Genomic DNA, 21,354 nt, shown 5'->3' on the forward strand with positions numbered 1-21,354 from the left:
CGCTTGAACCCGTGAAACAAGTCTGCCTATAATTACCTACCGGTCGTCCGGTAATTAACCCAATCATTTAACGGCAAGCCGCGAATCCGTGTCAATGCGGGCGCGCCCGCAGCCGCCCGAACCCATGTCCGCAGACTCCGCAGCCCCGCCCAAGCGCGCCCGTGCCGGCCGGCCCCCGACGCTTCCGGCCGCGCGCGAGCGCATCCTCGCCGAAGCCGCCCGGCTGTTCGCGCAGAGCGGCTACGAAAACAGTTCGATTGCCGACCTGGCCGGCGCGCTGGGCGTGTCCAAGGCGGCGATCTATCACTACTACCCCACCAAGCAGGACATCTACGACGCCATCATCCTCGAGGTGCTGGCCGGCCTGAGCGCCGCCGTCGATGCCGCGGTGGCGCAGGCGGCCGAGCCGCAGGCGCAGCTGCGCGCCTTCATGCTGGCGCATGCCGATTACTTCGAGGCCCACCACCCGGAGTTCGTCACCATGCTGGTGGGCTACTCGGGCATGGCGCTGCCGGAGCAGGCCGACGCCGCGCGCCTGCGCGATGCCTACGAGCAGCGCCTGCGCGGCATTCTCGACGAGGGCGTGCGCAGCGGCGCGTTCCGCGCGCAGGAAGTCGCCGCCACCGGCCGCGCCGTGCTGTCCATGCTCAATTGGATGGTGCGCTGGTACAAGCCCGGCCAGCGCGACAGCGCGCGCGCCATCGCCCAAGGCTATTTCGATCTGTTGACCCGGGGGCTGCTGGCCGCCTGAGGCGCCGCTCCCGCATTCTGCAAAGGTAAGCATCATGGCTCTCGATCAAGAAACCCTCACGCTGCTGCTCGACGCGGTGCGCCGCTTCGTCACCGAACGGCTGGTGCCGGCCGAGGAAGAACTCGCCAGCAGCGGCGCGGTGCCCGACGACATCGTGCGCGAGATGCGCGAGCTGGGCCTGTTCGGCCTGTCGATCTCGCCCGAGTATGGCGGGCTCGGCCTCACGATGGAGGAGGAGGTGCGCGTGGTGTTCGAGCTGGGCCAGACCTCGCCGGCCTTCCGCTCGCTCGCGGGCACCAACATCGGCATCGGCTCGCAGTCGATCGTGCTGGCCGGCACCGACGCGCAGCGCGAGCAATACCTGCCGGCGCTGGCGAGCGGCGAGCTGATCGGCTCCTTCGCGCTCACCGAGCCGGACGCGGGCTCCGATGCGATGTCGCTGCGCACCACCGCGCAGCGCGACGGCGACCACTACGTCATCAACGGCACCAAGCGCTACATCACCAACGCCCCGATCGCGGGCCTGTTTTCGGTGATGGCGCGCACCGCGCCCGAGCGCCGCGCCGATTCGATCTCGTGCTTCCTGGTGCCGGCCGGCACGCCCGGCATGACGCTGGGCAAGCCCGACAAGAAGATGGGCCAGGCCGGCGCGCTCACCTGCGACGTGGTGTTCGACAACTGCCGCGTGCCGGCCAGCACGCTGCTGGGCGGCCAGGAAGGCAATGGCTTCCGCACCTCGATGCGCGTGCTCGACAAGGGCCGGCTGCACATCGCCGCGCTGTGCGTGGGCATCGCCGAGCGCCTGCTGCGCGATGCCGTGCGCTACGCGCTCGAACGCAAGCAGTTCGGCCAGCCCATCGCGGAATTCCAGCTGGTGCAGGCCATGATCGCCGACAGCCAGGCCGAGCTCTATGCGGCGCGCTCGATGGTGCTCGACGCCGCCCGCATGCGCGACCGCGGCGAGAACACCACCATGCAGGCCGCCTGCTGCAAGATGTATGCCACCGAGATGGTGGGCCGCGTGGCCGACCGCGCGGTGCAGATCCACGGCGGCGCAGGCTATATGGCCGAGTACGCGGTCGAGCGTTTCTACCGCGACGTGCGGCTGTTCCGCATCTTCGAGGGCACCACGCAGATCCAGCAGCTGGTGATCGCGCGCGAGGCGCTCAAGGCCTACGCCTGAGCCCGTCGCCCGGGGGCGCAGGATGTGCGCCGGCTGCACAATCTCGTGCACAAAACGGAACACATCCGGCGGGCCCCGGGGCTAATATGCCTGATTCCCGATGCCTTACGCAGACCCCACCATGTCGCAACGTCCCGCTCCCCTGACCGGCATTCGCGTGCTGGACCTGACCCGCGTGCTCGCGGGCCCCTGGTGCACCCAGAACCTGGCCGATCTCGGCGCCGAGGTGATCAAGATCGAGCGCCCGGGGTCGGGCGACGACACCCGTGCCTGGGGCCCGCCCTACCTCAAGAACGAGGCGGGCGAGAACACCTCCGAGGCCGCCTATTACCTCTCGGCCAACCGCAACAAGTTCTCCGTGGCGCTCGACATCGCCTCCGAACGCGGCGCCGCGCTGGTGCGCGAGTTGGCCCTGCAGAGCGACATCCTGGTCGAGAATTTCAAGGTCGGCGGCCTGCGCAAGTACGGGCTCGACTATGACAGCCTGAAGGAAGTGAACCCGCGCCTGATCTATTGCTCGATCACGGGCTTCGGCCAGACCGGCCCCTACGCCAGCCGCCCGGGCTACGACTTCATGATCCAGGGCATGGGCGGGCTGATGAGCATCACCGGCGAGCGCGACGACCTGCCCGGCGGCGGCCCGCAGAAGGCGGGCGTGGCCGTGGCCGACCTCATGACCGGCATGTACTCCACCGTGGGCATCCTGGCCGCGCTGCACGAGCGCAACCGCAGCGGCCTGGGGCAGCACATCGACATGGCGCTGCTCGACTGCCAGGTCGCGATGCTGGCCAACCAGAACCTCAACTACATGACCTCGGGCGTGGCGCCCAAGCGTGCCGGCAACGCGCACCAGAACCTCGTGCCCTACCAGGTGTTCGCGGCCGCCGACGGCCACCTGATCGTGGCGGTGGGCAACGACAGCCAGTTCCGCAACTACTGCCGCGTGATCGGCCTGCCCGAGCTGGCCGACGACCCGCGCTTCGCGATCAATCCGCAGCGCGTGCGCAACCGCGAAGTGCTGGTGCCGCTGCTGGCCGAGCGCATGGCGAGCGGCGCGCGCGACACCTGGCTGACCGAGCTCGAGCGCGCCGGCGTGCCGGCCGGCCCGATCAATACGGTCGACCAGGTCTACGAAGACCCGCACGTGCTGGCGCGCCAGATGAAGCGCGAGCTGCCGCATCCGCTGGGCGGCACCGTGCCGGTGGCGGCCAGCCCGCTCAAGCTCTCCGGCAGCCCGGTGCAGTATCACCGTGCGCCGCCCGTGCTGGGCGAACACACGCGGCAGGTGCTCAGCGGCATGCTGGGCCTGTCCGACGACGAGATCGACGCCCTGGCGCGCGGCGCTGACTGAGCCCGGGCCAGGCAACATTCCAATAAAGCAGGAGCAGAGACGATGGCAGAGATTCAAACGCTGGGCGTGGTGGGCGCCGGCGCCATGGGCCGGGGCATCGCCCAGATCGCGGCGCAGGCCGGCCTCACCGTGCGCTTGTACGACACCAGCGCGCAGGCGGTCGAGGCCGCCCGCAGCGCGCTCGCCGACACCTGGGCCAAGCTGGCCGCCAAGGGCAAGCTGAGCGCCGAGCAGGTGAGCGCGGCCCAGGCCAACGTGGTGCCGGCCGCCGACGTGGCGGCGCTGGCCGACTGCGACCTCGTGATCGAGGCCATCATCGAGCGGCTCGACATCAAGCGCGAGCTGTTCGCCCAGCTCGAGGCCGTCGTCGGCCCCGACTGCATCCTGGCCTCCAACACCTCCTCGCTGTCGATCACGGCGATCGCGGCGGGATGCAAGACGCCGCAGCGCGTGGCCGGCTATCACTTCTTCAATCCGGTGCCGCTGATGAAGGTGGTCGAGGTGATCGACGGCCTGCGCACCGAGCCGGCCGTGGGCGACGCGCTCATGGCGCTGGCGCGCCGCATGGGCCACACGCCCGTGCGCGCCAAGGACATGCCCGGCTTCATCGTGAATCACGCCGGCCGCGGCATGAACACCGAGGGCCTGCGCGTGGCGCAGGAGGGCGTGGCCACGTTCGCGCAGGTCGACGCGGTGATGCGCGAGCAGGCGGGCTTTCGCATGGGTCCGTTCGAGCTGCTCGACCTCACCGCGCTCGACGTCTCGCATCCGGTGATGGAGTCGATCTATCGCCAGTTCTTCGACGAACCGCGCTTCAAGCCCTCGCCCATCACCACGGTGCGGTTTGCCGGCGGCCTGATCGGCAAGAAGGCGGGCGAAGGCTTCTACACGTATCGCGACGGCCAGAAGCAGGTGCCGGCCGAGCCCGCGGTGCCGGCGCTGCCGGCCGGCCTGAAGGTCTGGGTCAGCCCGGCCCATGCCGAGGGCCAGGCGCGCGTGCGCGCGCTGCTGCAGGCCAATGGCGTGGAACCGGTTGAGGGCGCAACCGCGCCGGCCGACGCGCTGATCCTGGTCACGCCGTTCGGCGACGATGTGTCCACCAGCGTGGCGGAGCAGGGCCTGGACGGCGCGCGCACCGTCGGCGTGGACGCGCTGCATGCGTTCGAACCCACGCGCCGCCGCACCGTGATGGTGTCGCCGGCCACGCAGCCGGCCTGGCGCGACGCCGCCCATGCGCTGTTCGCCAAGGATGGCGCCGCCGTCACCGTGATCGACGATTCGCCCGGCTTCGTGGCGCAGCGCATCGTGGCCTGCATCGTCAACATCGCGGCGGACATCGCGCAGCAGCGCATCGCCACCGCTGCCGACATCGACCGTGCCGTCACGCTCGGCCTGGGCTATCCGCAGGGCCCGCTCGCCATGGGCGATGCGCTGGGTGCCGCGCGCATCCTCGAGATCCTGCGCAACGTGCAGCGCGTGACCGGCGATCCGCGCTATCGCCCCAGCCTGTGGCTGCAACGCCGCGTGCAGCTCGGGCTGTCGCTGCTGACCGACCACGCCGCCTGAAGGCTGCGCGCGCAACGAAAAACGCCAGGCATTGCCTGGCGTTTTTCGTTGTCACCCGGGGTGCGCGCTGCCGCGTGGGGCAGGCGTCGTGTGGGGCCGTGTCGGGCGCTTCCTGGTGCGCCTACTTCGCGGCGTCGACCATGTACTGCACGGCGGCGCGCAGGTCGTCGTCGGAGGCGTTGACGGCGCCGCCCTTGGGCGGCATCGCGCCCTTGCCGGTGTGCACGACCTTCAGCATTTCGTCCATGCCGGTGGCGATGTAGGGCGCCCACGCGGCCTTGTCGCCAAAGCGCGGCGCGTTGGCGACGCCCGTGCCGTGACAGGCGAAACAGGTGGATTTGTAGAGCTTCTCGCCGGCCGCGTTGGCGGTGGCGGTGTTGGCGGGGGCGGCGGCGGCGGCGGGCGCAGCGGGCGCAGCGGCGGGCGCCTGGGCCTGGGGCGCGGGGGCCGGTGCGGCGGCTGCCGCCGGCGCCGCAGCAGCCGGGGCCGCGGCTGCAGGCGCCGCGGCGCCTTCGGCCTTGGGCTCTTCCGGCTCGGGGAGCGAGCCGCCCGACTTGTTGGCCATGTAGACCACCGCGCGCGCGACTTCAAAATCGGACAGGGCGGGGTTGCCGCCCTTGGCAGGCATGGCGCCCTTGCCGTGCAGCGCGACGTTCATCATTGCCTCGAAACCGGTCTTGATGAAGGGCGCCCAGGCGCCGTTGTCGCCCACTTTCGGGGCCCCTGCCACGCCGGCGGCGTGGCAGGCCATACAGACCGACTGGAACACCTGTTCGCCGGTCTTGAACACCCGCGGCGCGTTGGCATCGATCAGCTCGAAGCCCGCCACCGGTGCGATCCGCCGCGCGATGGCCTCTTCGGACAGGCTGGCCGATCCCGCGCCGACCTTGGTGCCGGAGGCGACCATGCTGACCAGCAGCAGGATGAGGAGAATGGGAATGACGAACGCCAGAACGACGGTGACAGCCAGTTGCTTGGGCGTTTTGATGGGCGAGTTGTGTTCTTCGACGTGTTCCTGCTCGTTGCTCATGACCAAATCCTGCTAATCGGGTACAGGGGCGCCTTGCGGCGGCAGCAGACTTGCGACAACCAGATTCGACAACAACACTACGAGGGGGGCCCAGACAGCGCTTCTTGAACGGGCGCCTTCATGCAGATTCCAGGCCGCGGCGGGGAAACCCGGGCCAACCTGAAAAGCAAACGCTGGATTATATAACGTCATATCGGGGGCGAAACCCGTATGCGCGGGCATTCCCCGATGCCGCCGCGCGAGACGCGCAGGCACGACCCGCAAAAGCAGGTACAATACCGCCTCTCTGTGCCCGTAGTTCAATGGATAGAATGAGAGTTTCCGAAGCTCTTGATACAGGTTCGATTCCTGTCGGGCGCGCCAGAATTTCGATGATTCGGGTGTAAGTTCGGTCGGGTTTGCGTTTCGGCTTTGCCTGAAGCGTCGAGCTCGATCCCGGCGCAGGCCCCCCGCATGCCAGTGCGGCGCGCGGCCCGCCGGACACCCGCCTCCCTCCGTGGCACGCGCCGCGGCAGATGCCTCCTCCCTCGCATCCCTCACGCCCCTTGCACCGCTTCCGGTCCTGGCGCCGCGCCATGCGCGCTCGTATCGCTCCCTCTTGCCCTGTTGGCCGCACGCCGGTGCATGCATCGCAGCGGCGAGCCACGGCCGTCGTTGCCGCGTCCGACACCCATCGGTCTGAAGTGCACGGGATCGTCTCTCTCCCAATCCAAGCGCGACTTACCATCGCTATGCTGCCCTGAACACGGGTGCTGGAGTAGACCATCGTGATAAGCCGAGATAGGTGGCGGTCATGGCGATCCCTCGCAGCGATCTGCATCGTTGCGTTCGCCCCTTCATATGCTGCGGTGGCGGGATCCGAGAAAATCCAGTCGGTCGATCTCACGGCGCAGGGCGCCGAATTGCCGCGTGGAGGGCGGTACATCCATTCGTTGAGCCTCGATCCCGAAGGGACGCGTTGGCTGTTCGTCGAATGTGCTGAAGAGCAGCGCCGTCCTTGCGAAGTCATGCGATATGACCTCGATTCGAGCCGCCTGTATCGGTACGCGCTTCCAGCGGGATACCGCTATGACGTGGCCACGTACTCACCCACGGGCAATTTCATCCTCGTCAGTCGCCAACCTCTTGCCGATGGTTCAACCGCGGCTCTGCGAGCAGGGGCGGCGGCCAGCGAGATTCTTGTCATGCATGCCGACGGCAGTGGCCTGCAGGTATTGCCGTTGCGCCCCGGTATCAAGCTGGCGGCATTCATGTCGCGCGACGAGTCCCAAGTCGCCTACTGGCGCGCAAATCGCATGCATCCTGAAAATCATCGCATTCCCTTCTCCGACATGGAGATCTGGGAGTACAGGTGCGGGGCGCGTTCAGATGAACGGTTCGCGCCAAAAGCAATCGGCATGTTCGGTGGTGGACCGATCCAGTATTTGTCGGGTCAGGAGATTCTGTTTCACACCTATGGCGGATCGCCGCGCTTCGAAGACGCGAACTTCGAAAAAAAATACGCCTCGAGCGAGATTTATCGAATTCGACGGGACGAGGTTGGCGCGCTCGTACCCGTGGTGATCGCCGGGTTCATAACGACGACACTGCCGAGTGTCGACAAGTCCGGCAACCTGTACGCGTGGGGAGCGCTTGCCACCAATCGCAATCTTGGGCTCATACGCACCACGCCCGACGGTTCCAGCACGATCTGGCACCTGTCAGCACAACCCAGTGAGATGATCGTTTCCGCCTCCGGTGACGACGTGGCGATCGTCTATTTGGATAGGCAGGAAAAAAGGGGTTCAGCCGAAACGACGGGGCTTGCGCGATTCTCTCCCTCGTCGTCCGTCATGCATCCCGTATCCATCCCGCCATTGAAAAGCGCGACGGAGATTCCCGTCGTTCCGGGTGCCGCGTGGTGCCTGCAATGAAGTGACGCCCGGATCTCTGGGCGCACGCAACCGCATCGGCTACGATGCCGCAACCATTGCACGGTGCGGGAGTCTCGCCATGGCGGTATCGGGTTTCGGCATTACCTCGAGGGGCGTGTGGGGCCTGCTGGCCTTCGCGCTGGCCGGCGCGACGCCGGCTGTCGTGCAGGCCCAGGCCGCGCCGAGTGTCACGGCGCCTGCCGGCACGCGCATCGTGGTGCCGCACACGCCGCCGCGTGCCAAGCGCATCTTCGATGCGGCCGATCGCAGCAGCAGGCTGATGGATCGCTGGAACGACACGCGCATCGCGGCGGCGGTGGAGCCGGGGCTGGTCGAGGCCTTGCAGGCGCGCGGATGCGCGCTGGGGCGCGACCCGGCGCGCTACTTCGTGCCGGCCTACCGCGCCTACTACGACACCCTGCGTGCCGGCTTCATCGAGCAGGCGCGCGCGGATCGTGCGTCGCCGCAGCAACAGGCGCAGATGGCGCCGCTGCTGTGGGCGGTGGCGCAGCTCGACGAGGCCCAGTACCAGGAGGTGCTGGACTGGTTCACCAGCGCCGGTACGCGCGAGGCGCGGCAATACTACGATCTCTTCACGGCCATCGGCGACCTGCAATCGGGCGGCCTGGCGCCGGGCAGTCGCGACCCGGTCTACGTGATGCTGTTCGACTTCAAGGAAGCGGTGGCGGCCGGGGGGCTGACGCAGCCGGTGACGGCCGCGATCCGCCGGCTCGACGCGGCCCAGGCCGATGCATTCCAGACGGTCGACCGCAATGCGCGGCCCACCGAGGCGCGCCGCGCACAATGGGACGGCCTGCTGCGCTGGTTCGCCGCCAACGGCCAGGCGCTGTCCGGCGAGCTGTTCAATCACACCCTGTCGCAGCAGCAGCGCGACGCGATGATCGGGTTCAATCATGGGCGCTACACCGCCGCCATCGCTGCCGGGGTGTCCGCGCTGCAGGCCTGGCGCGCGCGCGAGCAGGCCGGACAGCCGCCGGCAGGCAACAAGGAGCTGGCGGGGCGCGAGATCGACCTGTACTTCGGCAAGCCGATGAACAGCTACCCGGCGGATACGGCCACGGAGCCGCTGGCTTGGTTGCGCACGCAATCGGCGCGCTATCTCGAGCAGCACAAGGCGGCGCTGTGCCCGGGTTGAACCGCGACACGGCCAGCGCAACCGCGGCGCGAGGCGCGCGCGGCATTTCGCTTTGAAGCGTCTTTGTGCGCCTCAGCCCGCCGGCTTGGCGGGCGCGCAGTGTTCCGGCCCGGGAAACCGCCCCGCGCGCACGTCGGCCGCGTAGGCCGCGACCGCCGCGTCGATGGCCGTGCCGATCTCGGCGTAGCGTTTGGCGAAGCGCGGCGTGAACTCTGCGTAGAGGCCGAGCACGTCTTCGGTGACGAGGATCTGGCCGGCGCAGGCGGGCGATGCGCCGATGCCGATGGTGGGCACCGGCAGGGCCTGCGCCAGCTCGCGTGCCAGCGGCTCGACCGTGCCTTCGATCACGATGCAGAAGGCGCCGGCATCGGCGATGGCGCGGGCGTCGTCGCTGACCTGGCGCGCCTCGTCGCCGCGGCCCACCGTGCGAAAGCCGCCGTGGCCGTGCACCGATTGCGGCTTCAGGCCGATGTGGCCCACCACCGGGATGCCGCGCTCGACCAGGAAGCGCACCGTATCGGCCATCTCCACGCCGCCTTCCAGCTTGACGCAGCTCGCGCCGGTCTCGGCCATGATGCGGGCCGCGTTGCGATAGGCCTGGCGCGGATCCTCCTGGTAGCTGCCGAAGGGCATGTCGACCGCGACGCAGGCGCGGCGCGAGCCGCGCATCACCGCCTGGCCGTGCGCGATCATCATGTCGAGCGTGACCGGCAGCGTGGTGTCCATGCCATAGACCACCATGCCGAGCGAATCGCCCACCAGCAGCAGGTCGCAGTGCGGATCGAGCAGGCGCGCCATCGGCGCGGTGTAGGCGGTGAGCGCCACGATCGGCCGCGCGGGATCCCACTGCCGCAGCTGGCGCGTGGTGATGCGCTTGAGGTTGGGGTCGATGCTCACGGACGTCTCCCTGGTGTGGCGTGTGCTATACAGCGGGCTTGCAGGCTCGCGGCCGATTGTAGACGTGCCGCGCCCGCGTGCCCTCATTCCGGAAGCCCGACATGGCCGATCTCAAACTGTTCGAAGACCTGATCGCGCTGGCGCAGACCGGCAGCTTCGTGCGCGCCGCCGAATTGCGCCACGTCACGCATCCCGCGTTCGGTCGCCGCATCCGTGCGCTCGAGGCCTGGGCCGGCGCGCCGCTGGTCGAGCGCGAGCGGGCGCCGGTGCGGCTCACGGCGCAGGGCGAGGCCCTGCTCAAGACCGCCACGCAGGTGGTCGAACGCGTCGGGCTGGTGCGCAGCCGGATCCGCTCCAGCGGCCCGGCCGGCGAGGCGGTGGTGCGCATTGCCACCGGGCGCAGCCTGGCGCGCACGCTGGTGGCCGACTGGATCGCGCGGCTGCGCCTGCGCTCGCCCAAGGTGCTGGGCGAAGGCACGCAGGTCGAGATCTCGACCGGTCGGATGCAGGACATGACGCAGCAACTGGAGCTGGGTCGCGCCGACCTCTTGTGCGGCTACGAGCATCCGGCGCTGTCGGTGGACCTCACCCCGGGGCGCTACCGCTACATGACCCTGGGCACCGACCGGCTGGTGCCGGTGTGCCAGGTCGACAGCCGCGGCCGGCCGCGCCACGCGCTGGCCGAGGGCGGCACGCCGGTGCCGCTGATCACCTATGTCGGCGGGCTGTCGATGGCGCGCATCGTGGGAGACCGGCTCGACACCTTTCCGTATGCGCTCACGCCCTTCATCCGTTGCGACTCGCTCGATGCGGCGCATGGTTTGGTGCAGAAGGGGCTGGGGGTGGGCTGGTTGCCGTGGTCGATGGTGGGCGGCGACTGCCGCCGCGGCGCGCTGGCGGTGTTGGGCGGCCGCGCCGAAGAGGTCAGCTTCGAGGTGCGGCTGTACCGGCCGCGCGCGCGTCTCTCCGACCTGGCCGAGGCGGTGTGGGACGCGACCCAGCGCGGCCAGTGAGGCGGCCGTGGCAAAACCATATCGGCACCGAAGCGTGCCGATACGGCACCTGAGGCCGGAAGACGCCGGCGCACAATTCCTGGGCAATCCGTCTTCATAACAGGCGCGGACCGAAGCAGGCCGCGTCGCCACAGGGAAATAAATCATGTTCGTTCCGCGCTTTCTGCGGGCGGCGTTCGCCGCCGCCTGCGTCTCCGCCGCGCTCGCGCCGCAACTGGCGCGCGCCGCCGACTACCCCGACCGGCCCATCTCGCTCATCGTGGGCTATCCCGCGGGCGGCAGCGTGGACCTCACCGCCCGGCTGTTCGGCGAAGCGCTGTCCAAGGAGCTGGGGCAGAGCGTCGTGATCGAGAACGTGGGCGGCGCGGGCGGCACCATCGGCGCGCAGCGGGTGGCGCGCGCCCAGGCGGACGGCTATACGCTGCTGCTGGGGTCGACCAACGAAATGGTGATCGCGCGCATGATCAACGCCGCGGTCAAGTACGACGGCGCCAAGGACTTCACAGCGCTGGGCGTGATCGCCTCGCAGCCCATGCTGCTCGCGGCCTCGAAGGCCTCCGGCGTGACCACGGCCGCGCAGTATCTGGAGCAACTGCGCGCCAAGGCGCCCGGCACCTTCAACTACGGTTCGTCGGGCGTGGGCACCACGCTGCATCTCGCGGGCGAGATGGTGAACCAGGCCACCGGCACGCGCGCCGAACATGTGCCGTATCGCGGCGTGGCGCCGCTGGTCACCGACCTGATGAGCGGACAGCTCGACTTCGGCATGCTGGTGCTGTCTTCGGGCCTGCCGCAGGTGCGGTCCGACAAGATCGTGGCGCTCGGCGTGACGGAGAAGAAGCGTTCGCCGGTGGCGCCGGACGTGCCCGCGCTGGCCGAGACGCCGGGGTTCGAGAGCGTCGACATCAACGTGTGGTTCGCGCTCTACGGCCCGACGGGACTGCCGCAGCCGGTCGCGCAGAAGCTTTCCGCGGCGCTGGGCAAGGTGCTGCAGTCGGAGGCCTTCCGCGCCAAGATGCAGGAGGCCGGCGGCGAGCTCTCGCGCCCGGGGCTCGATCCGGTGGCGTTCCAGGCCGCCGAGACCGCGAAGTACGGCGCGCTGGTCAAGGCCGCCCACATCGAAGCGCAGTGACATCACCGGCGCGAGCGCGCCGGCTTTCCACCTACCGAGGAATCGACGCCGCCTTGGCTTGCCCGGCGGCGTCACGCATCATGGCATTCACACTCACCCAACCCGACCTCGGCGCCGAGCGCGCCGGCAACACCGGCACGCCGGGCGTCTGGCATTTCGATTCGGGCGTGCCGGGGCGCAACCTGACGATCTCCGCGCTGGTGCATGGCAACGAACTGTGCGGCGCCTGGGCGCTGAAGGACCTGCTCGCCACGGGCCTGCGGCCGCGCCGCGGCAGCCTGACACTGGTGTTCGGCAACCTGGAGGCGTTCGACCGCTTCGAGCCCGCGCGGCATGACGCCTCGCGCTTCGTCGACGAGGACATGAACCGGGTCTGGAGCGCGGCGCGCCTGGCCGATCCCATCACCCGCGAGCGGCGCCGCGCCTGCGAACTGGCGCCGTGGATCGCGCGTGCCGACTGGCTGCTGGACCTGCATTCGATGCACGAGCCGGGCGAGCCGCTGCTGCTCACCGGCACGCTGCCGCGCAACATCGAACTGGCGCGCAGTCTGGGCGCGCCGCGTCACGTGGTCGTGGACGCCGGCCACAAGGACGGGGTGCGCATGCGCGACTACGCGCAGTTCGGCGATCCGCAGGGCGAGGCCTGCGCGCTCCTGATCGAGTGCGGCTTCCACGGCGATCCGGCGGCGCGCACCGTGGCGCGCGACATGTGCGCGCGCATGTTGACGGCGGCGGGCCTGCTTGACGAGGCGGACCTGCCGGCGGGCTGGCGCCAGCCCGCGCCCGAGGCGCAACGGGTGCTGGAGGTGACCACCCCGGTGGTGGCGCCGTCGATGGACGTGCGGTTCGCGCAGGACTGGCAGGGCCTGGAGACCTTCGAGGCGGCCGGCACGGTGCTGGGCTGGGCCGATGGCGAAGCCTTCGTGACGCCCTATGACCGCTGCACCCTCATCATGCCGTCGCTGCGCCAGCTCAAGCCCGGCGTGACCGTCGTGCGGCTGGCGCGCGACTACGCCGGCTGAGCGGGTCCGGACGTGCAACGGGCCGCTGCGTGCGGCCCGTTTGCGGTTTACTGCTGCGGCGTGTAGCGCAGCTCTTCGAAGGTGTAGCCCTGGTCGCTCGCGGCCTTGAGGGCGAGGTCGAGCTGATCCTTCGGCAGTTGCGGCGAGCGCGACAGGATCCAGAGGTATTTGCGGTCGGGCGTGCCGATCACTGCCCAGCGGTATTCCGGGTCGAGGCCGATCACCCAGTAGTCGCCCTTGAACGGCTTGAAGAACGACACCTCGAGCTTGGTGTTGTTGCTGCCTTCGACCACCGTGGCGGTGCCGTGGGCGGAGTCGATGCTGCCGTCCTTGGTGCGGCAGCGGTTGGTCACCGACACGGTCTTGTCGGGATTGGCCGCGTACTCGGCGGTGGTGTCGCCCACGCACTGACGCTGGAAGAACATCGGGAAGTTGGCGATCTCGTACCACTTGCCGACATAGCGCGAGAGGTCGACGGCGGGAACGGTCTGCACGGGCGGGGCGGCCACGGCGGCGGCGCCGAGCGTGGCGCCGGCGAGCGCCAGGCAGGCATGCGCGCACAGGCGTGCGCGGCGGACGGCATTGCGTAGCATGGAAAGTCTCCTTGGTGGCGGCGCCCTGGCGGGCGCCCGGCCGCGCGGCCAGGCCGCGGCGGTGTCACCCCTCAAGAATACCGCGCCGGCGCGGCGCGGCGCGCGCGCGGGCGGGCGCCGGCCTGGCGTGCGGTATTTCAGCCGGCTTCGCGGGCCGGCAGCGGGTTTTTCAGGGCCGCGTGGTAGCGCGCCACGTACTCGTCGAAACCGATGGTGTCGGCCGCTTCGATGCGGGCCTGTTCGGCGCTCGATTCGCGCGCGGCCTCGGCGTAGCGCTCGGCCTGCGCGGCGGGCAAGGGTTGCGCGCGCAGCGTGTCGGCGTGGCGGCGGCTCTGCGCCAGCGAGTAGGCGTGGAAGGTCTGCTTGCCATCGCGCAGCGCGGCCAACAGGCGCGCCGACGGGGTGAGATCGGGATTGGCGAGCTTGACCCGCTGGCCTTCGAGCGCGCGCGCATAGGCATCGCCGCCCAGCGCCGCGTCGTAGAGGGCGGCGTAGGGCGCGATGGCGTCGAGCAACTCGTTGCCCCATTGCGCCAGCGCGATCGGCTGGCATTCGCGGTTGAGCATCAGGCCCGGCTTGCGGCCTTCTTTCACGACCACCGAGAAGTTGTCGGCGCTGCGCTGGCAGAAGCCGTTTTCGGTGAAGTAGGGGCTGTCGGACATCGCGCAGTACAGCAGGAACGCGTCGACGAAGCGCGCGGTGTCGGGCGCGAGGCCGGCGGGCTGTTCGGGATCGATGTCGAGGCAGCGCACCTCGACGTATTGCACGCCCCGCTCCGCGAGCGCGGTGATCGGGCGCTCGCCGCGGCCGGTGGCGCGCTTGGGGCGGATGCTCGAGTAGTACTCGTTTTCGATCTGCAGCACGTTGGTGTTGAGCTGGACCCACTCGCCGTCGCGGCGCGTGCCGATGGCCTCATAGGCCGGCCAGGGCTGCGTGACCGCGCCGTAGATGCGCGCCAGGAACGTGTTCAGATCGTTGTAACAGGGCTTGAGCTGCGACTGCGCATCGCTCTGGTAGCCCAGGTCGCTCATGCGCAGGCTGGTGGCGTAGGGCAGGTAGAGCGTGTCGGCATCGAGCTGCTCGAGCGGGTGCGCGCGGCCGCGCAGGAATTCGCGCGACAGGGCCGGCGCGGCGCCGAACAGATACATCAGCAGCCACGAGTAGCGCGTGAAGTTGCGGATCAGGCCGATGTAGCCGCGCGAGCGGCTTTCCTGCACCGAGGTGCCGGCCGGGTCGAGCAGCGACCAGATCTCGTCGGGCAGCGAGTAGTTGTAGTGCACGCCGGCGATGCACTGCATCGTCTTGCCGTAGCGCGCGGCGAGGCCGCGGCGGTAGACGTGCTTGAGCATGCCGGTGTTGGAGGTGCCGTACCAGGCGATCGGAATATCAGCCTCGTCCGGCAGCTGCGCCGGCATCGATTGATTCCAGATCACCTCGTCGCCGAGCTGGCTGTAGACGAAGCGGTGCGTGTCGGTGAGCTCTGCCAGCAGGGCATCGACATTGCCGTGCGTGCCGGTGATCAGCTCGAGCAGCGCTTCGGAGTAATCGGTGGTGACGTGCTCGTTGGTCAGGGCCGAGCCCAGACCCGCCGGATGCGGGGTGCGGGCCAGCGCGCCCTGGGGGTCCACACGCAGGCCTTCCTTTTCGACGCCGCGCAGGGTCTGCGCGAGAAGGGCGGGATTGGCCTGCAGGCGGGCCAGGCGGGTTGCGGCGGTATCAATCACGGATTGTTCTTGTAACGGTAGGGTCGAGGCCGGATTTTACGGGGAGCCGGCCAGCTCTGCCGGGCTTGCCCCGGGAGCGGGCAGGGGAATTTGATCCAGTGTGCTCCCAAACTGCCCGTCCAGCCAGCCGTGCAGGTCGGCCAGGACGGCCTCGGCGATGGCGGGGGTTTCGTTGAAGAGCTCGTGCCAGGCCGAGTCGTACCAGCGTAACCGCAACAGCCCGGCCGGCGCACGCTGGGCAAACAGCCGGCTGCCCTCGGGCGCCACGATGCTGTCGTCGCCCGCCACCAGCAGCAGCGTGGGATGGCACAGCATGGGCGCCTCGGCGAGCACTTCGCGGCCGGTCTCGTCGATGAAACGCGCCAGCCGTCCCGTGATGCAGCGATGCACCAGCCGGTCGGCCTTGAAGGCCGCCACCACCTGGCGGTCGTGCGAGACCTTGGCCGGCGTCAGGCCGTAGGGGATGCGGGCATCGGGATGATGATCGGCCAGCCACTGCAGCGCGCGCCGGGTCCAGCCGGGCACGCGCACCATGAAGGGCGGGCTGGCCAGCACCAGGCCAGCGAGCCGCACGCGATGGCGCAGACCCAGCCGCACCGCGACCAGTCCGCCCAGGCTGTGGCCGATCACCACGGGCGGGCGGCCCCACTCGGCCGTACAGGCCTCGATGCAGGCCGCGGCGTCGTCGACCAGGTCGTCCTGGCGCCGCAGGCTCGCGGGCGCGCCGGCCGAATGGCCATGACCGCGGTGGTCGTGCGCGGCCACGCGCCAGCCCTGCGCGGCCAGCGCGCGCGCCACGTGGTCGTAGCGGCCCATGTGCTCGGACAGGCCGTGCAGCAGGTAGATGCCGCCCTCGCGCGGGCGCACGCCGGCGGCGGGCGCCCAGCGGTATCGGGCGAGACGGGTGCCATCGGCTGCGTAGGTGTAGGAATTCGGCGACACTGTAGAGACCTGTCTAGGGAAGGGCCGGGGGCCGGACAAAGATGATTTCACTGCGGTTTGGTTTCATCCTCAAGAATCGCGCGCAACCCGGGCGCGGCGGGACGGCCCTGTGGGCCGGACTGATGGCGCTGCTGCTGGCGGCGTGCAGCCCGAGTTACAACTGGCGCGAGCTCACGGTCGCCGACGGCCGCGTGCGCGCGGCCTTCCCGGCCAAGGTCCGCAGCGAGACGCGCGAGCTGCCGATGCCGGGCCACACGCTCGCCTTCACGCTGAGCTCGGCGCAGGTGGGCGACGGGGTGTTCGCCATCGGCCACGCGGTGCTGCCGCCGGACCTGACGGCGCAGGCGCGCCGTCAGCTGGGCGAGGCCGCGCAACGCTCGCTCTATGCGCGGCTCGGGCTGGCGCCGCCGGCCGACCTGCCCGCCTTCGGCGCCGTCATGCATCTGCGCGCGCCGCCGGGCGAGCCGGCGCGCTGGCTGCACGCGCGGGTCTGGGTGAGCGACGGCCTGCTGGTGCAGGCGGTGGCCGCCGGCACCGTGGCGGGCCTGCCACAGGCCGAGGCCGAGACCTTCCTGAAATCGGTGGTGCTGGCGCCCGCGCCCTGAGCGGCTGCGCCGATGGGCGCGCTGCCGTTATGATTCCGGACCTGGGCCCGGCGGCGGGTGTGCCGCGAGCAGGCCCAGTTGCAGGGCACGCGCCACGGCGGCGCAGCGATTGCGGCTGCCGAGCTTGCGGCGGGCGTTGGCCAGGTGGAATTCCACGGTGCGTGGGGTGATGCCGAGGTGGGCGGCGATGGCCGGGCTGGGCAGGCCGGCCGCGGCGTAACGCAGGCATTGCAGCTCGCGCGGGGTGAGCGTGGGCGGGGTCATGAGCGGCCTGGAGGTCGGCGGACGATGCTGCCGTGCCGCCTGCGCACTGTCGCCAGCCGATCCGCGCCCGCATCGCCCCGACGATTACTTTTCCCTTTTTACGTAGAGCGCAGTTCCATGTTTGCCATCGCGCAGTTTTATATGTCCGCCGTCGTGATGCTGGCGCCGCTGCTGACCTGCGTGGGCATCGGGGTGTTCTGGGGCAAGCGCGACTATCCGTTCGGCGGCGCCTTCGTCACGATGCTGGTGACCTCGGTCACCACGCCCGCGCTGGTATTCCACACGTTCGTCACCACCGAGCTCGACGATCGCGCGCTCGGCGACATCGCGATGGCCTCGCTGCTCGCGCTGGCGCTGTGCGCACTGATCTGCGCCGTGCTGCTCAAGGTGCTCAAGCTGCCGGTGCGCAAGCTGCTGCCCACCGCCTTCATGCCGAACGCCGGCAACCTCGGCCTGCCGGTGTCGCAGCTGGCCTTCGGCGACGTGGGCCTGTCGGCCGCGGTGGCCTTCTTTGCCGTGAATTCCTTCGTGATGCACACGCTGGGCGTGCGCCTGCTGCCCGGCGCGAGCACCAGCGGCGGCTGGCGCAGCCCGGTGCTGGTGGCCGCCGTGGTGGCGGTGGCGCTGCGGCTGACCGGCATCCCGGTGCCGCACTGGATCATCGAGACCGCGAGCATGCTGGGCGCGGTCACGGTGCCGCTGATGCTGCTGAGCCTGGGCCATGCGCTCGCGCTGATCCCGTCGAGCGGGCTGCGCACCGGCGCGGTGGTGGGCATGATGCGGCTGGTGGTGGGCATTGCCGCGGGCTGGGCGGCCGTCTGGATGCTGGGCCTGACCGCGCCGCTGGCCGGCGCGCTGGCGCTGCAGATGGCCATGCCCTGCGCCGTGGTGAGCTACATGTACGCGCGGCGCTATACCGACATGGGCGACACCGCCGCCGGCGCCGTGCTGATTTCCACCGTGGTGTTCCTGGTGTTCGCGCCGGCGCTGCTCTGGTTCACCCGCCACTGAGCCGTCAGGCCGCCGCCGCCCGCAGCTGTTCGAGCAGGGCGTCGGGAATCTCCACGCCGCCGCCGAGCGCGGCCTCGCGCAGCGCGACGCGGCGCGTGCCCGGCAGGCGCACCTCGTCGTCGGCGAGCATCGCGTCGATCAGCGTGTCGACCCGGTCCAGATAGGCCTCGTTGCCCGCCAGCGCCACCGGGTCGATCGCCAGGAAGGCCTGGCCCAGCTGCGCCGGGCCGCCTTCGTTGACGAAGAACGATTCGTTCTCGAAGCCGAAGCGCGCGCCCGTGAGGGCCACCACCAGCAGTTCCACCACCAGCGCCAGCATCGCGCCCTTCGCCCCGCCGGCCGGCAACATGCTGCCGGCCAGGGCGGCCTTGGCATCGGTGGTCGGCCGGCCGTCGGCATCCACGGCCCAGCCCAGCGGAATCGACTGCCCGTCGCGCGCGGCGATCACGAGCTTGCCGCGCGCCGCCTCCGACAGCGACATGTCGATCATCAAGGGCGCGGCGCCGCGGCGCGGAAAGGTGGCGGCGATCGGGTTGGTGCCGAACAGGGCGCGCTTGCCGCCCCAGGCCGGCATCGCCGCCGGCGAGTTCGAGAAGGCCAGGCCGACGAGCCCGGCGGCCGCCAGGGTCTCGAGATGCCACGCGGCGGCGCCGAAGTGATGGCTGTTGGTCACGCCGACGAAGGCCACGCCCTGCGCGCGGGCGCGTTCGGTGGCCTCGCGCAGGGCCAGCGCGCAGGCGGGATAGGCCAGGCCGCTGCCGGCGTCGACCAGCGCGGTGGCGCCGTGGGCGCGCGCCAGGCGCGGCACCGCGTCGCCGCGCGCGCGGCCGGCGCGCAGATGGCCGCCGTAGGAGGGCACCCGGGACACGCCATGCGAAGACAGGCCGACGCTGTCCGCGTAGACCAGCGCGCGTGCGGTGTCGTCGGCCATGGCCGGGTTGGCGCCGGCCGCGCGCAGGGCGGCGGCGGCGAGCGATTGCAGGGTGTCGAGGTCGATGCGTGCCATGGCGGAATCCAGGGTCGGGCGCAGGGGTGTCCGGCGGAAGAGCGCATCGTGCCATGAAGGCCGGCGCCACGCACGCCCGGCCGGCCCGCTTGCATCGGGGTGGGGCGGGGGTGCTAGAATTGCCGCTCATTGTCGGCGCCGATTTGCCTGATCCGCTTGCGGGCGCCTCTTATAAATCCAGCTAAAGAGGTCTATGTGACCAGCCCAGCATCCTCTGTGGCGAGCGTCGCGCATGCCGCGCCCTCGTCGTCCCAATCGCCCGTTTCGGGCAACGCCGCCGGCAACCCTGCCGGCAATCCCGCCGCCACCGCCGCGCCTGCCGCCGTCGGATCCGCCGGCGTCGTGTCCCCCGTCTTCCTGCGCTTCGACGAACCCCTGGCCCTGGCCAACGGGCAGAGCCTGGCCGGCTACGAGGTCGCGGTCGAGACCTACGGCACGCTCAACGCCGAGCGCAGCAATGCGGTGCTGGTGTGCCATGCGCTCAACGCCTCGCACCACGTGGCCGGCGTCTCGGCCGACGATCCCAAGGACATCGGCTGGTGGGACAACATGGTCGGTCCCGGCAAGCCGCTGGACACCAACGTGTTCTTCGTGATCGGCGTGAACAACATCGGCTCGTGCTTCGGCTCGACCGGTCCGGCCAGCATCAATCCGGCCACCGGCCAGCCCTGGGGCGCCGCGTTTCCGGTGCTCACCGTCGAAGACTGGGTGCATGCGCAGGCGCGCGTGGCCGACCATTTCGGCATCGCGCGCTTCGCCGCCGTGATGGGCGGTTCGCTCGGCGGCATGCAGGCGCTGTCGTGGGCCGTGACCTGCCCGGAGCGCGTGGCGCACTGCGTGGTGATCGCCAGCACGCCGCGCCTGTCGGCGCAGAACATCGGCTTCAACGAAGTGGCGCGGCGCGCCATCATCACCGACCCGGATTTCCACGGCGGTGACTACTACGCCCACAACACCGTGCCGCGCCGCGGCCTGTCGGTGGCGCGCATGATCGGCCACATCACTTACCTGTCGGACGACGACATGGCCGAGAAGTTCGGCCGCACCCAGCGCGCGCCCGCCGAAAACGGCGCGTATCGCTATGGCTACGACGTGGAGTTCGAAGTCGAGTCGTACCTGCGCTACCAGGGCGAGAAGTTCTCGCGCTACTTCGACGCGAACACCTACCTGCTGATCACGCGCGCGCTCGATTACTTCGATCCGGCGCGCGCGACCGGCGGCGACCTGGCGCGCGCGCTCAAGCCCGCCAGCGCGGAGTTCCTGCTGGTGTCGTTCTCGACCGACTGGCGCTTCCCGCCCGAGCGCTCGCGCGAGATCGTGCGCGCGCTGCTCAAGAACGGCAGCCCGGTCACCTATGCCGAGATCGACGCGCCGCACGGCCACGACGCCTTCCTGCTCGACGACGCGCGCTACCACGCGGTGATGCGCGGCTACTATGAGCGGATCGCGCTCGCGCTGAACCTGCGTCCCGTGCCCCAGAACCAAGGATTGCCCGCATGACCACCCAGCCCAACGCGGGCGCGTTGCCTGCCCTGCGTCCCGACCTGGCCCGCATCGCCAGCTGGATCGAGCCGTCCTCGCGCGTGCTCGACCTGGGCTGCGGCGACGGCGCGCTGCTGGCCTATCTGCGCGACGCCCGCCAGGTGTCGGGCGCCGGCGTCGAGATCGACGACCATCACGTGATCGAGTGCGTGCGGCGCGGCGTGCAGGTGGTGCAGCAGAACCTCGAAGACGGCCTGGCGCTGTTCGACGACAAGCAGTTCGAGACCGTGGTGCTGTCGCAGACGCTGCAGTCGATGCACCGCACCGAGAAGATCCTGCGCGAGATGGCGCGGGTGTCGCGCTTCGGCATCGTGTCGTTTCCCAATTTCGGCTACTGGCCGCACGGCTGGTCGATCCTGCGCGGCCGCATGCCGGTGACGGGCCAGATGCCCTACCAGTGGTACAACACGCCCAACATCCACCTGTGCACGCTGCGCGACTTCGAAGACCTGGCCCGTTCGCTCGATCTGCGCATCCTCGAACGCGCCACCTTCAACGAAGACCGCGAGGTGCGCGTGCTGCCGAGCTGGCGCAGCACGCTGGCGGTCTACCGCTTCGCCGCGCCCTGAGCCCGCCCCGGTGCCCGCGCCGGTCCCCACGCCGGTGCCCGCGCCGGGTTGGTAATATGCCGGTTGTTGTTGCAGGCCGGCGCG

Annotated in this window: 20 protein-coding genes, 1 tRNA gene and 1 riboswitch; of the genes, 14 read left to right on the forward strand and 7 right to left on the reverse strand. The window is 70.1% G+C overall.

Going from position 1 to position 21,354, the window contains the following annotated elements:
- Positions 1–124: 124 nt before the first annotated feature.
- The 4 genes from CEG14_RS02200 to CEG14_RS02215 all read left to right on the forward strand — a co-directional run bounded on the left by CEG14_RS02200 (position 125) and on the right by CEG14_RS02215 (position 4,851).
- Complete coding sequence (locus tag CEG14_RS02200; protein ID WP_094825255.1) at positions 125–751, forward strand: TetR/AcrR family transcriptional regulator; 627 nt, start codon at positions 125–127, stop codon at positions 749–751.
- Between the two features lie 34 nt (positions 752–785).
- The gene (locus CEG14_RS02205) at positions 786–1,934 is read left to right on the forward strand and encodes an acyl-CoA dehydrogenase family protein (protein ID WP_094824711.1); all 1,149 of its coding nucleotides are present in this window, start codon (positions 786–788) and stop codon (positions 1,932–1,934) included.
- Between the two features lie 121 nt (positions 1,935–2,055).
- Positions 2,056–3,285 carry a CaiB/BaiF CoA transferase family protein gene (locus CEG14_RS02210; RefSeq protein ID WP_094824712.1) on the forward strand — a complete coding sequence of 410 codons (1,230 nt, stop codon included), beginning with the start codon at positions 2,056–2,058 and terminating at the stop codon, positions 3,283–3,285.
- 42 nt (positions 3,286–3,327) lie between these two features.
- Positions 3,328–4,851 (forward strand): 3-hydroxyacyl-CoA dehydrogenase, encoded by a 1,524-nt coding sequence (locus CEG14_RS02215; RefSeq protein WP_094824713.1) that lies wholly within the window; start codon positions 3,328–3,330, stop codon positions 4,849–4,851.
- A gap of 121 nt (positions 4,852–4,972) precedes the next feature.
- On the opposite strand, the gene CEG14_RS02220 is transcribed toward CEG14_RS02215, so the two are convergent.
- Positions 4,973–5,881 (reverse strand): c-type cytochrome, encoded by a 909-nt coding sequence (locus CEG14_RS02220; protein ID WP_094824714.1) that lies wholly within the window; start codon positions 5,879–5,881, stop codon positions 4,973–4,975.
- A 288-nt stretch (positions 5,882–6,169) separates the two neighbouring features.
- Between CEG14_RS02220 and CEG14_RS02225 the strand changes: the two genes are divergently transcribed.
- The 3 genes from CEG14_RS02225 (at position 6,170) to CEG14_RS02235 (ending at position 8,950) form a co-directional block, all read left to right on the forward strand.
- Positions 6,170–6,244 (forward strand) — tRNA-Arg (locus tag CEG14_RS02225).
- A 569-nt stretch (positions 6,245–6,813) separates the two neighbouring features.
- Positions 6,814–7,794, forward strand: coding sequence for a hypothetical protein (locus CEG14_RS02230; protein WP_143277161.1), 981 nt, complete (start codon positions 6,814–6,816; stop codon positions 7,792–7,794).
- A gap of 79 nt (positions 7,795–7,873) precedes the next feature.
- Positions 7,874–8,950, forward strand: a complete 1,077-nt coding sequence (locus tag CEG14_RS02235) for a hypothetical protein (protein WP_094824716.1) — start codon at positions 7,874–7,876, stop codon at positions 8,948–8,950.
- Positions 8,951–9,022: 72 nt separating this feature from the next.
- On the opposite strand, the gene panB is transcribed toward CEG14_RS02235, so the two are convergent.
- Complete coding sequence (panB, locus tag CEG14_RS02240) at positions 9,023–9,847, reverse strand: 3-methyl-2-oxobutanoate hydroxymethyltransferase (protein WP_255032078.1); 825 nt, start codon at positions 9,845–9,847, stop codon at positions 9,023–9,025.
- Positions 9,848–9,948: 101 nt separating this feature from the next.
- On the opposite strand from panB, the gene CEG14_RS02245 reads away from it, so the two are divergent.
- The 3 genes from CEG14_RS02245 (at position 9,949) to CEG14_RS02255 (ending at position 13,014) form a co-directional block, all read left to right on the forward strand.
- A complete protein-coding gene (locus tag CEG14_RS02245; protein WP_094824718.1) occupies positions 9,949–10,860 on the forward strand; it encodes a LysR family transcriptional regulator in 912 nt (303 codons plus the stop codon).
- 145 nt (positions 10,861–11,005) lie between these two features.
- Positions 11,006–11,992, forward strand: a complete 987-nt coding sequence (locus CEG14_RS02250; protein ID WP_094824719.1) for a Bug family tripartite tricarboxylate transporter substrate binding protein — start codon at positions 11,006–11,008, stop codon at positions 11,990–11,992.
- An 80-nt stretch (positions 11,993–12,072) separates the two neighbouring features.
- On the forward strand, positions 12,073–13,014 hold the full coding sequence (locus CEG14_RS02255) for a succinylglutamate desuccinylase/aspartoacylase domain-containing protein (protein WP_094824720.1): 942 nt from the start codon (positions 12,073–12,075) through the stop codon (positions 13,012–13,014).
- A gap of 47 nt (positions 13,015–13,061) precedes the next feature.
- Here CEG14_RS02255 and CEG14_RS02260 read toward each other — a convergent pair whose 3' ends face one another.
- From CEG14_RS02260 to CEG14_RS02270, 3 genes are all read right to left on the reverse strand, one after another.
- Positions 13,062–13,607 carry a lipocalin family protein gene (locus tag CEG14_RS02260; protein ID WP_094824721.1) on the reverse strand — a complete coding sequence of 182 codons (546 nt, stop codon included), beginning with the start codon at positions 13,605–13,607 and terminating at the stop codon, positions 13,062–13,064.
- A 137-nt stretch (positions 13,608–13,744) separates the two neighbouring features.
- Positions 13,745–15,331: a glutamate--cysteine ligase gene (gene gshA / locus CEG14_RS02265; RefSeq protein WP_094824722.1), complete on the reverse strand. Its 1,587-nt coding sequence runs from the start codon at positions 15,329–15,331 to the stop codon at positions 13,745–13,747.
- Between the two features lie 36 nt (positions 15,332–15,367).
- Positions 15,368–16,273, reverse strand: a complete 906-nt coding sequence (locus tag CEG14_RS02270) for an alpha/beta hydrolase (protein WP_094824723.1) — start codon at positions 16,271–16,273, stop codon at positions 15,368–15,370.
- 41 nt (positions 16,274–16,314) lie between these two features.
- On the opposite strand from CEG14_RS02270, the gene CEG14_RS02275 reads away from it, so the two are divergent.
- Positions 16,315–16,878 (forward strand): hypothetical protein, encoded by a 564-nt coding sequence (locus tag CEG14_RS02275; protein ID WP_256985561.1) that lies wholly within the window; start codon positions 16,315–16,317, stop codon positions 16,876–16,878.
- A 27-nt stretch (positions 16,879–16,905) separates the two neighbouring features.
- Here CEG14_RS02275 and CEG14_RS02280 read toward each other — a convergent pair whose 3' ends face one another.
- Positions 16,906–17,142, reverse strand: coding sequence for a response regulator transcription factor (locus CEG14_RS02280; protein ID WP_094824724.1), 237 nt, complete (start codon positions 17,140–17,142; stop codon positions 16,906–16,908).
- Positions 17,143–17,259: 117 nt separating this feature from the next.
- Between CEG14_RS02280 and CEG14_RS02285 the strand changes: the two genes are divergently transcribed.
- Positions 17,260–18,153, forward strand: a complete 894-nt coding sequence (locus tag CEG14_RS02285; RefSeq protein WP_094824725.1) for an AEC family transporter — start codon at positions 17,260–17,262, stop codon at positions 18,151–18,153.
- 4 nt (positions 18,154–18,157) lie between these two features.
- On the opposite strand, the gene CEG14_RS02290 is transcribed toward CEG14_RS02285, so the two are convergent.
- The gene (locus CEG14_RS02290) at positions 18,158–19,159 is read right to left on the reverse strand and encodes an Ldh family oxidoreductase (protein ID WP_094824726.1); all 1,002 of its coding nucleotides are present in this window, start codon (positions 19,157–19,159) and stop codon (positions 18,158–18,160) included.
- Between the two features lie 125 nt (positions 19,160–19,284).
- Positions 19,285–19,365, forward strand: a riboswitch (SAM riboswitch).
- A 10-nt stretch (positions 19,366–19,375) separates the two neighbouring features.
- Here CEG14_RS02290 and metX point away from each other — a divergent pair.
- Positions 19,376–20,659 carry a homoserine O-succinyltransferase MetX gene (gene metX / locus CEG14_RS02295; RefSeq protein WP_373454163.1) on the forward strand — a complete coding sequence of 428 codons (1,284 nt, stop codon included), beginning with the start codon at positions 19,376–19,378 and terminating at the stop codon, positions 20,657–20,659.
- Positions 20,656–21,270 carry a methionine biosynthesis protein MetW gene (metW, locus tag CEG14_RS02300; protein WP_094824728.1) on the forward strand — a complete coding sequence of 205 codons (615 nt, stop codon included), beginning with the start codon at positions 20,656–20,658 and terminating at the stop codon, positions 21,268–21,270. The genes metX and metW overlap by 4 nt, the downstream gene beginning before the upstream one ends.
- Positions 21,271–21,354: the final 84 nt, after the last annotated feature.

The organism is Bordetella genomosp. 1 (genome assembly GCF_002261335.1).
Lineage (GTDB): Bacteria > Pseudomonadota > Gammaproteobacteria > Burkholderiales > Burkholderiaceae_B > Bordetella.

Coding starts and splice junctions, on each gene's coding strand:
- CEG14_RS02200 (WP_094825255.1), top strand. CDS start 125: ATGTCCGCAGACTCCGCAGCCCCGCCCAAGCGCGCCCGTGCCGGCCGG.
- CEG14_RS02205 (WP_094824711.1), top strand. CDS start 786: ATGGCTCTCGATCAAGAAACCCTCACGCTGCTGCTCGACGCGGTGCGC.
- CEG14_RS02210 (WP_094824712.1), top strand. CDS start 2,056: ATGTCGCAACGTCCCGCTCCCCTGACCGGCATTCGCGTGCTGGACCTG.
- CEG14_RS02215 (WP_094824713.1), top strand. CDS start 3,328: ATGGCAGAGATTCAAACGCTGGGCGTGGTGGGCGCCGGCGCCATGGGC.
- CEG14_RS02220 (WP_094824714.1), bottom strand. CDS start 5,881: ATGAGCAACGAGCAGGAACACGTCGAAGAACACAACTCGCCCATCAAA.
- CEG14_RS02235 (WP_094824716.1), top strand. CDS start 7,874: ATGGCGGTATCGGGTTTCGGCATTACCTCGAGGGGCGTGTGGGGCCTG.
- CEG14_RS02245 (WP_094824718.1), top strand. CDS start 9,949: ATGGCCGATCTCAAACTGTTCGAAGACCTGATCGCGCTGGCGCAGACC.
- CEG14_RS02250 (WP_094824719.1), top strand. CDS start 11,006: ATGTTCGTTCCGCGCTTTCTGCGGGCGGCGTTCGCCGCCGCCTGCGTC.
- CEG14_RS02255 (WP_094824720.1), top strand. CDS start 12,073: ATGGCATTCACACTCACCCAACCCGACCTCGGCGCCGAGCGCGCCGGC.
- CEG14_RS02260 (WP_094824721.1), bottom strand. CDS start 13,607: ATGCTACGCAATGCCGTCCGCCGCGCACGCCTGTGCGCGCATGCCTGC.
- CEG14_RS02275 (WP_256985561.1), top strand. CDS start 16,315: ATGATTTCACTGCGGTTTGGTTTCATCCTCAAGAATCGCGCGCAACCC.
- CEG14_RS02280 (WP_094824724.1), bottom strand. CDS start 17,142: ATGACCCCGCCCACGCTCACCCCGCGCGAGCTGCAATGCCTGCGTTAC.
- CEG14_RS02285 (WP_094824725.1), top strand. CDS start 17,260: ATGTTTGCCATCGCGCAGTTTTATATGTCCGCCGTCGTGATGCTGGCG.
- CEG14_RS02290 (WP_094824726.1), bottom strand. CDS start 19,159: ATGGCACGCATCGACCTCGACACCCTGCAATCGCTCGCCGCCGCCGCC.
- metW (WP_094824728.1), top strand. CDS start 20,656: ATGACCACCCAGCCCAACGCGGGCGCGTTGCCTGCCCTGCGTCCCGAC.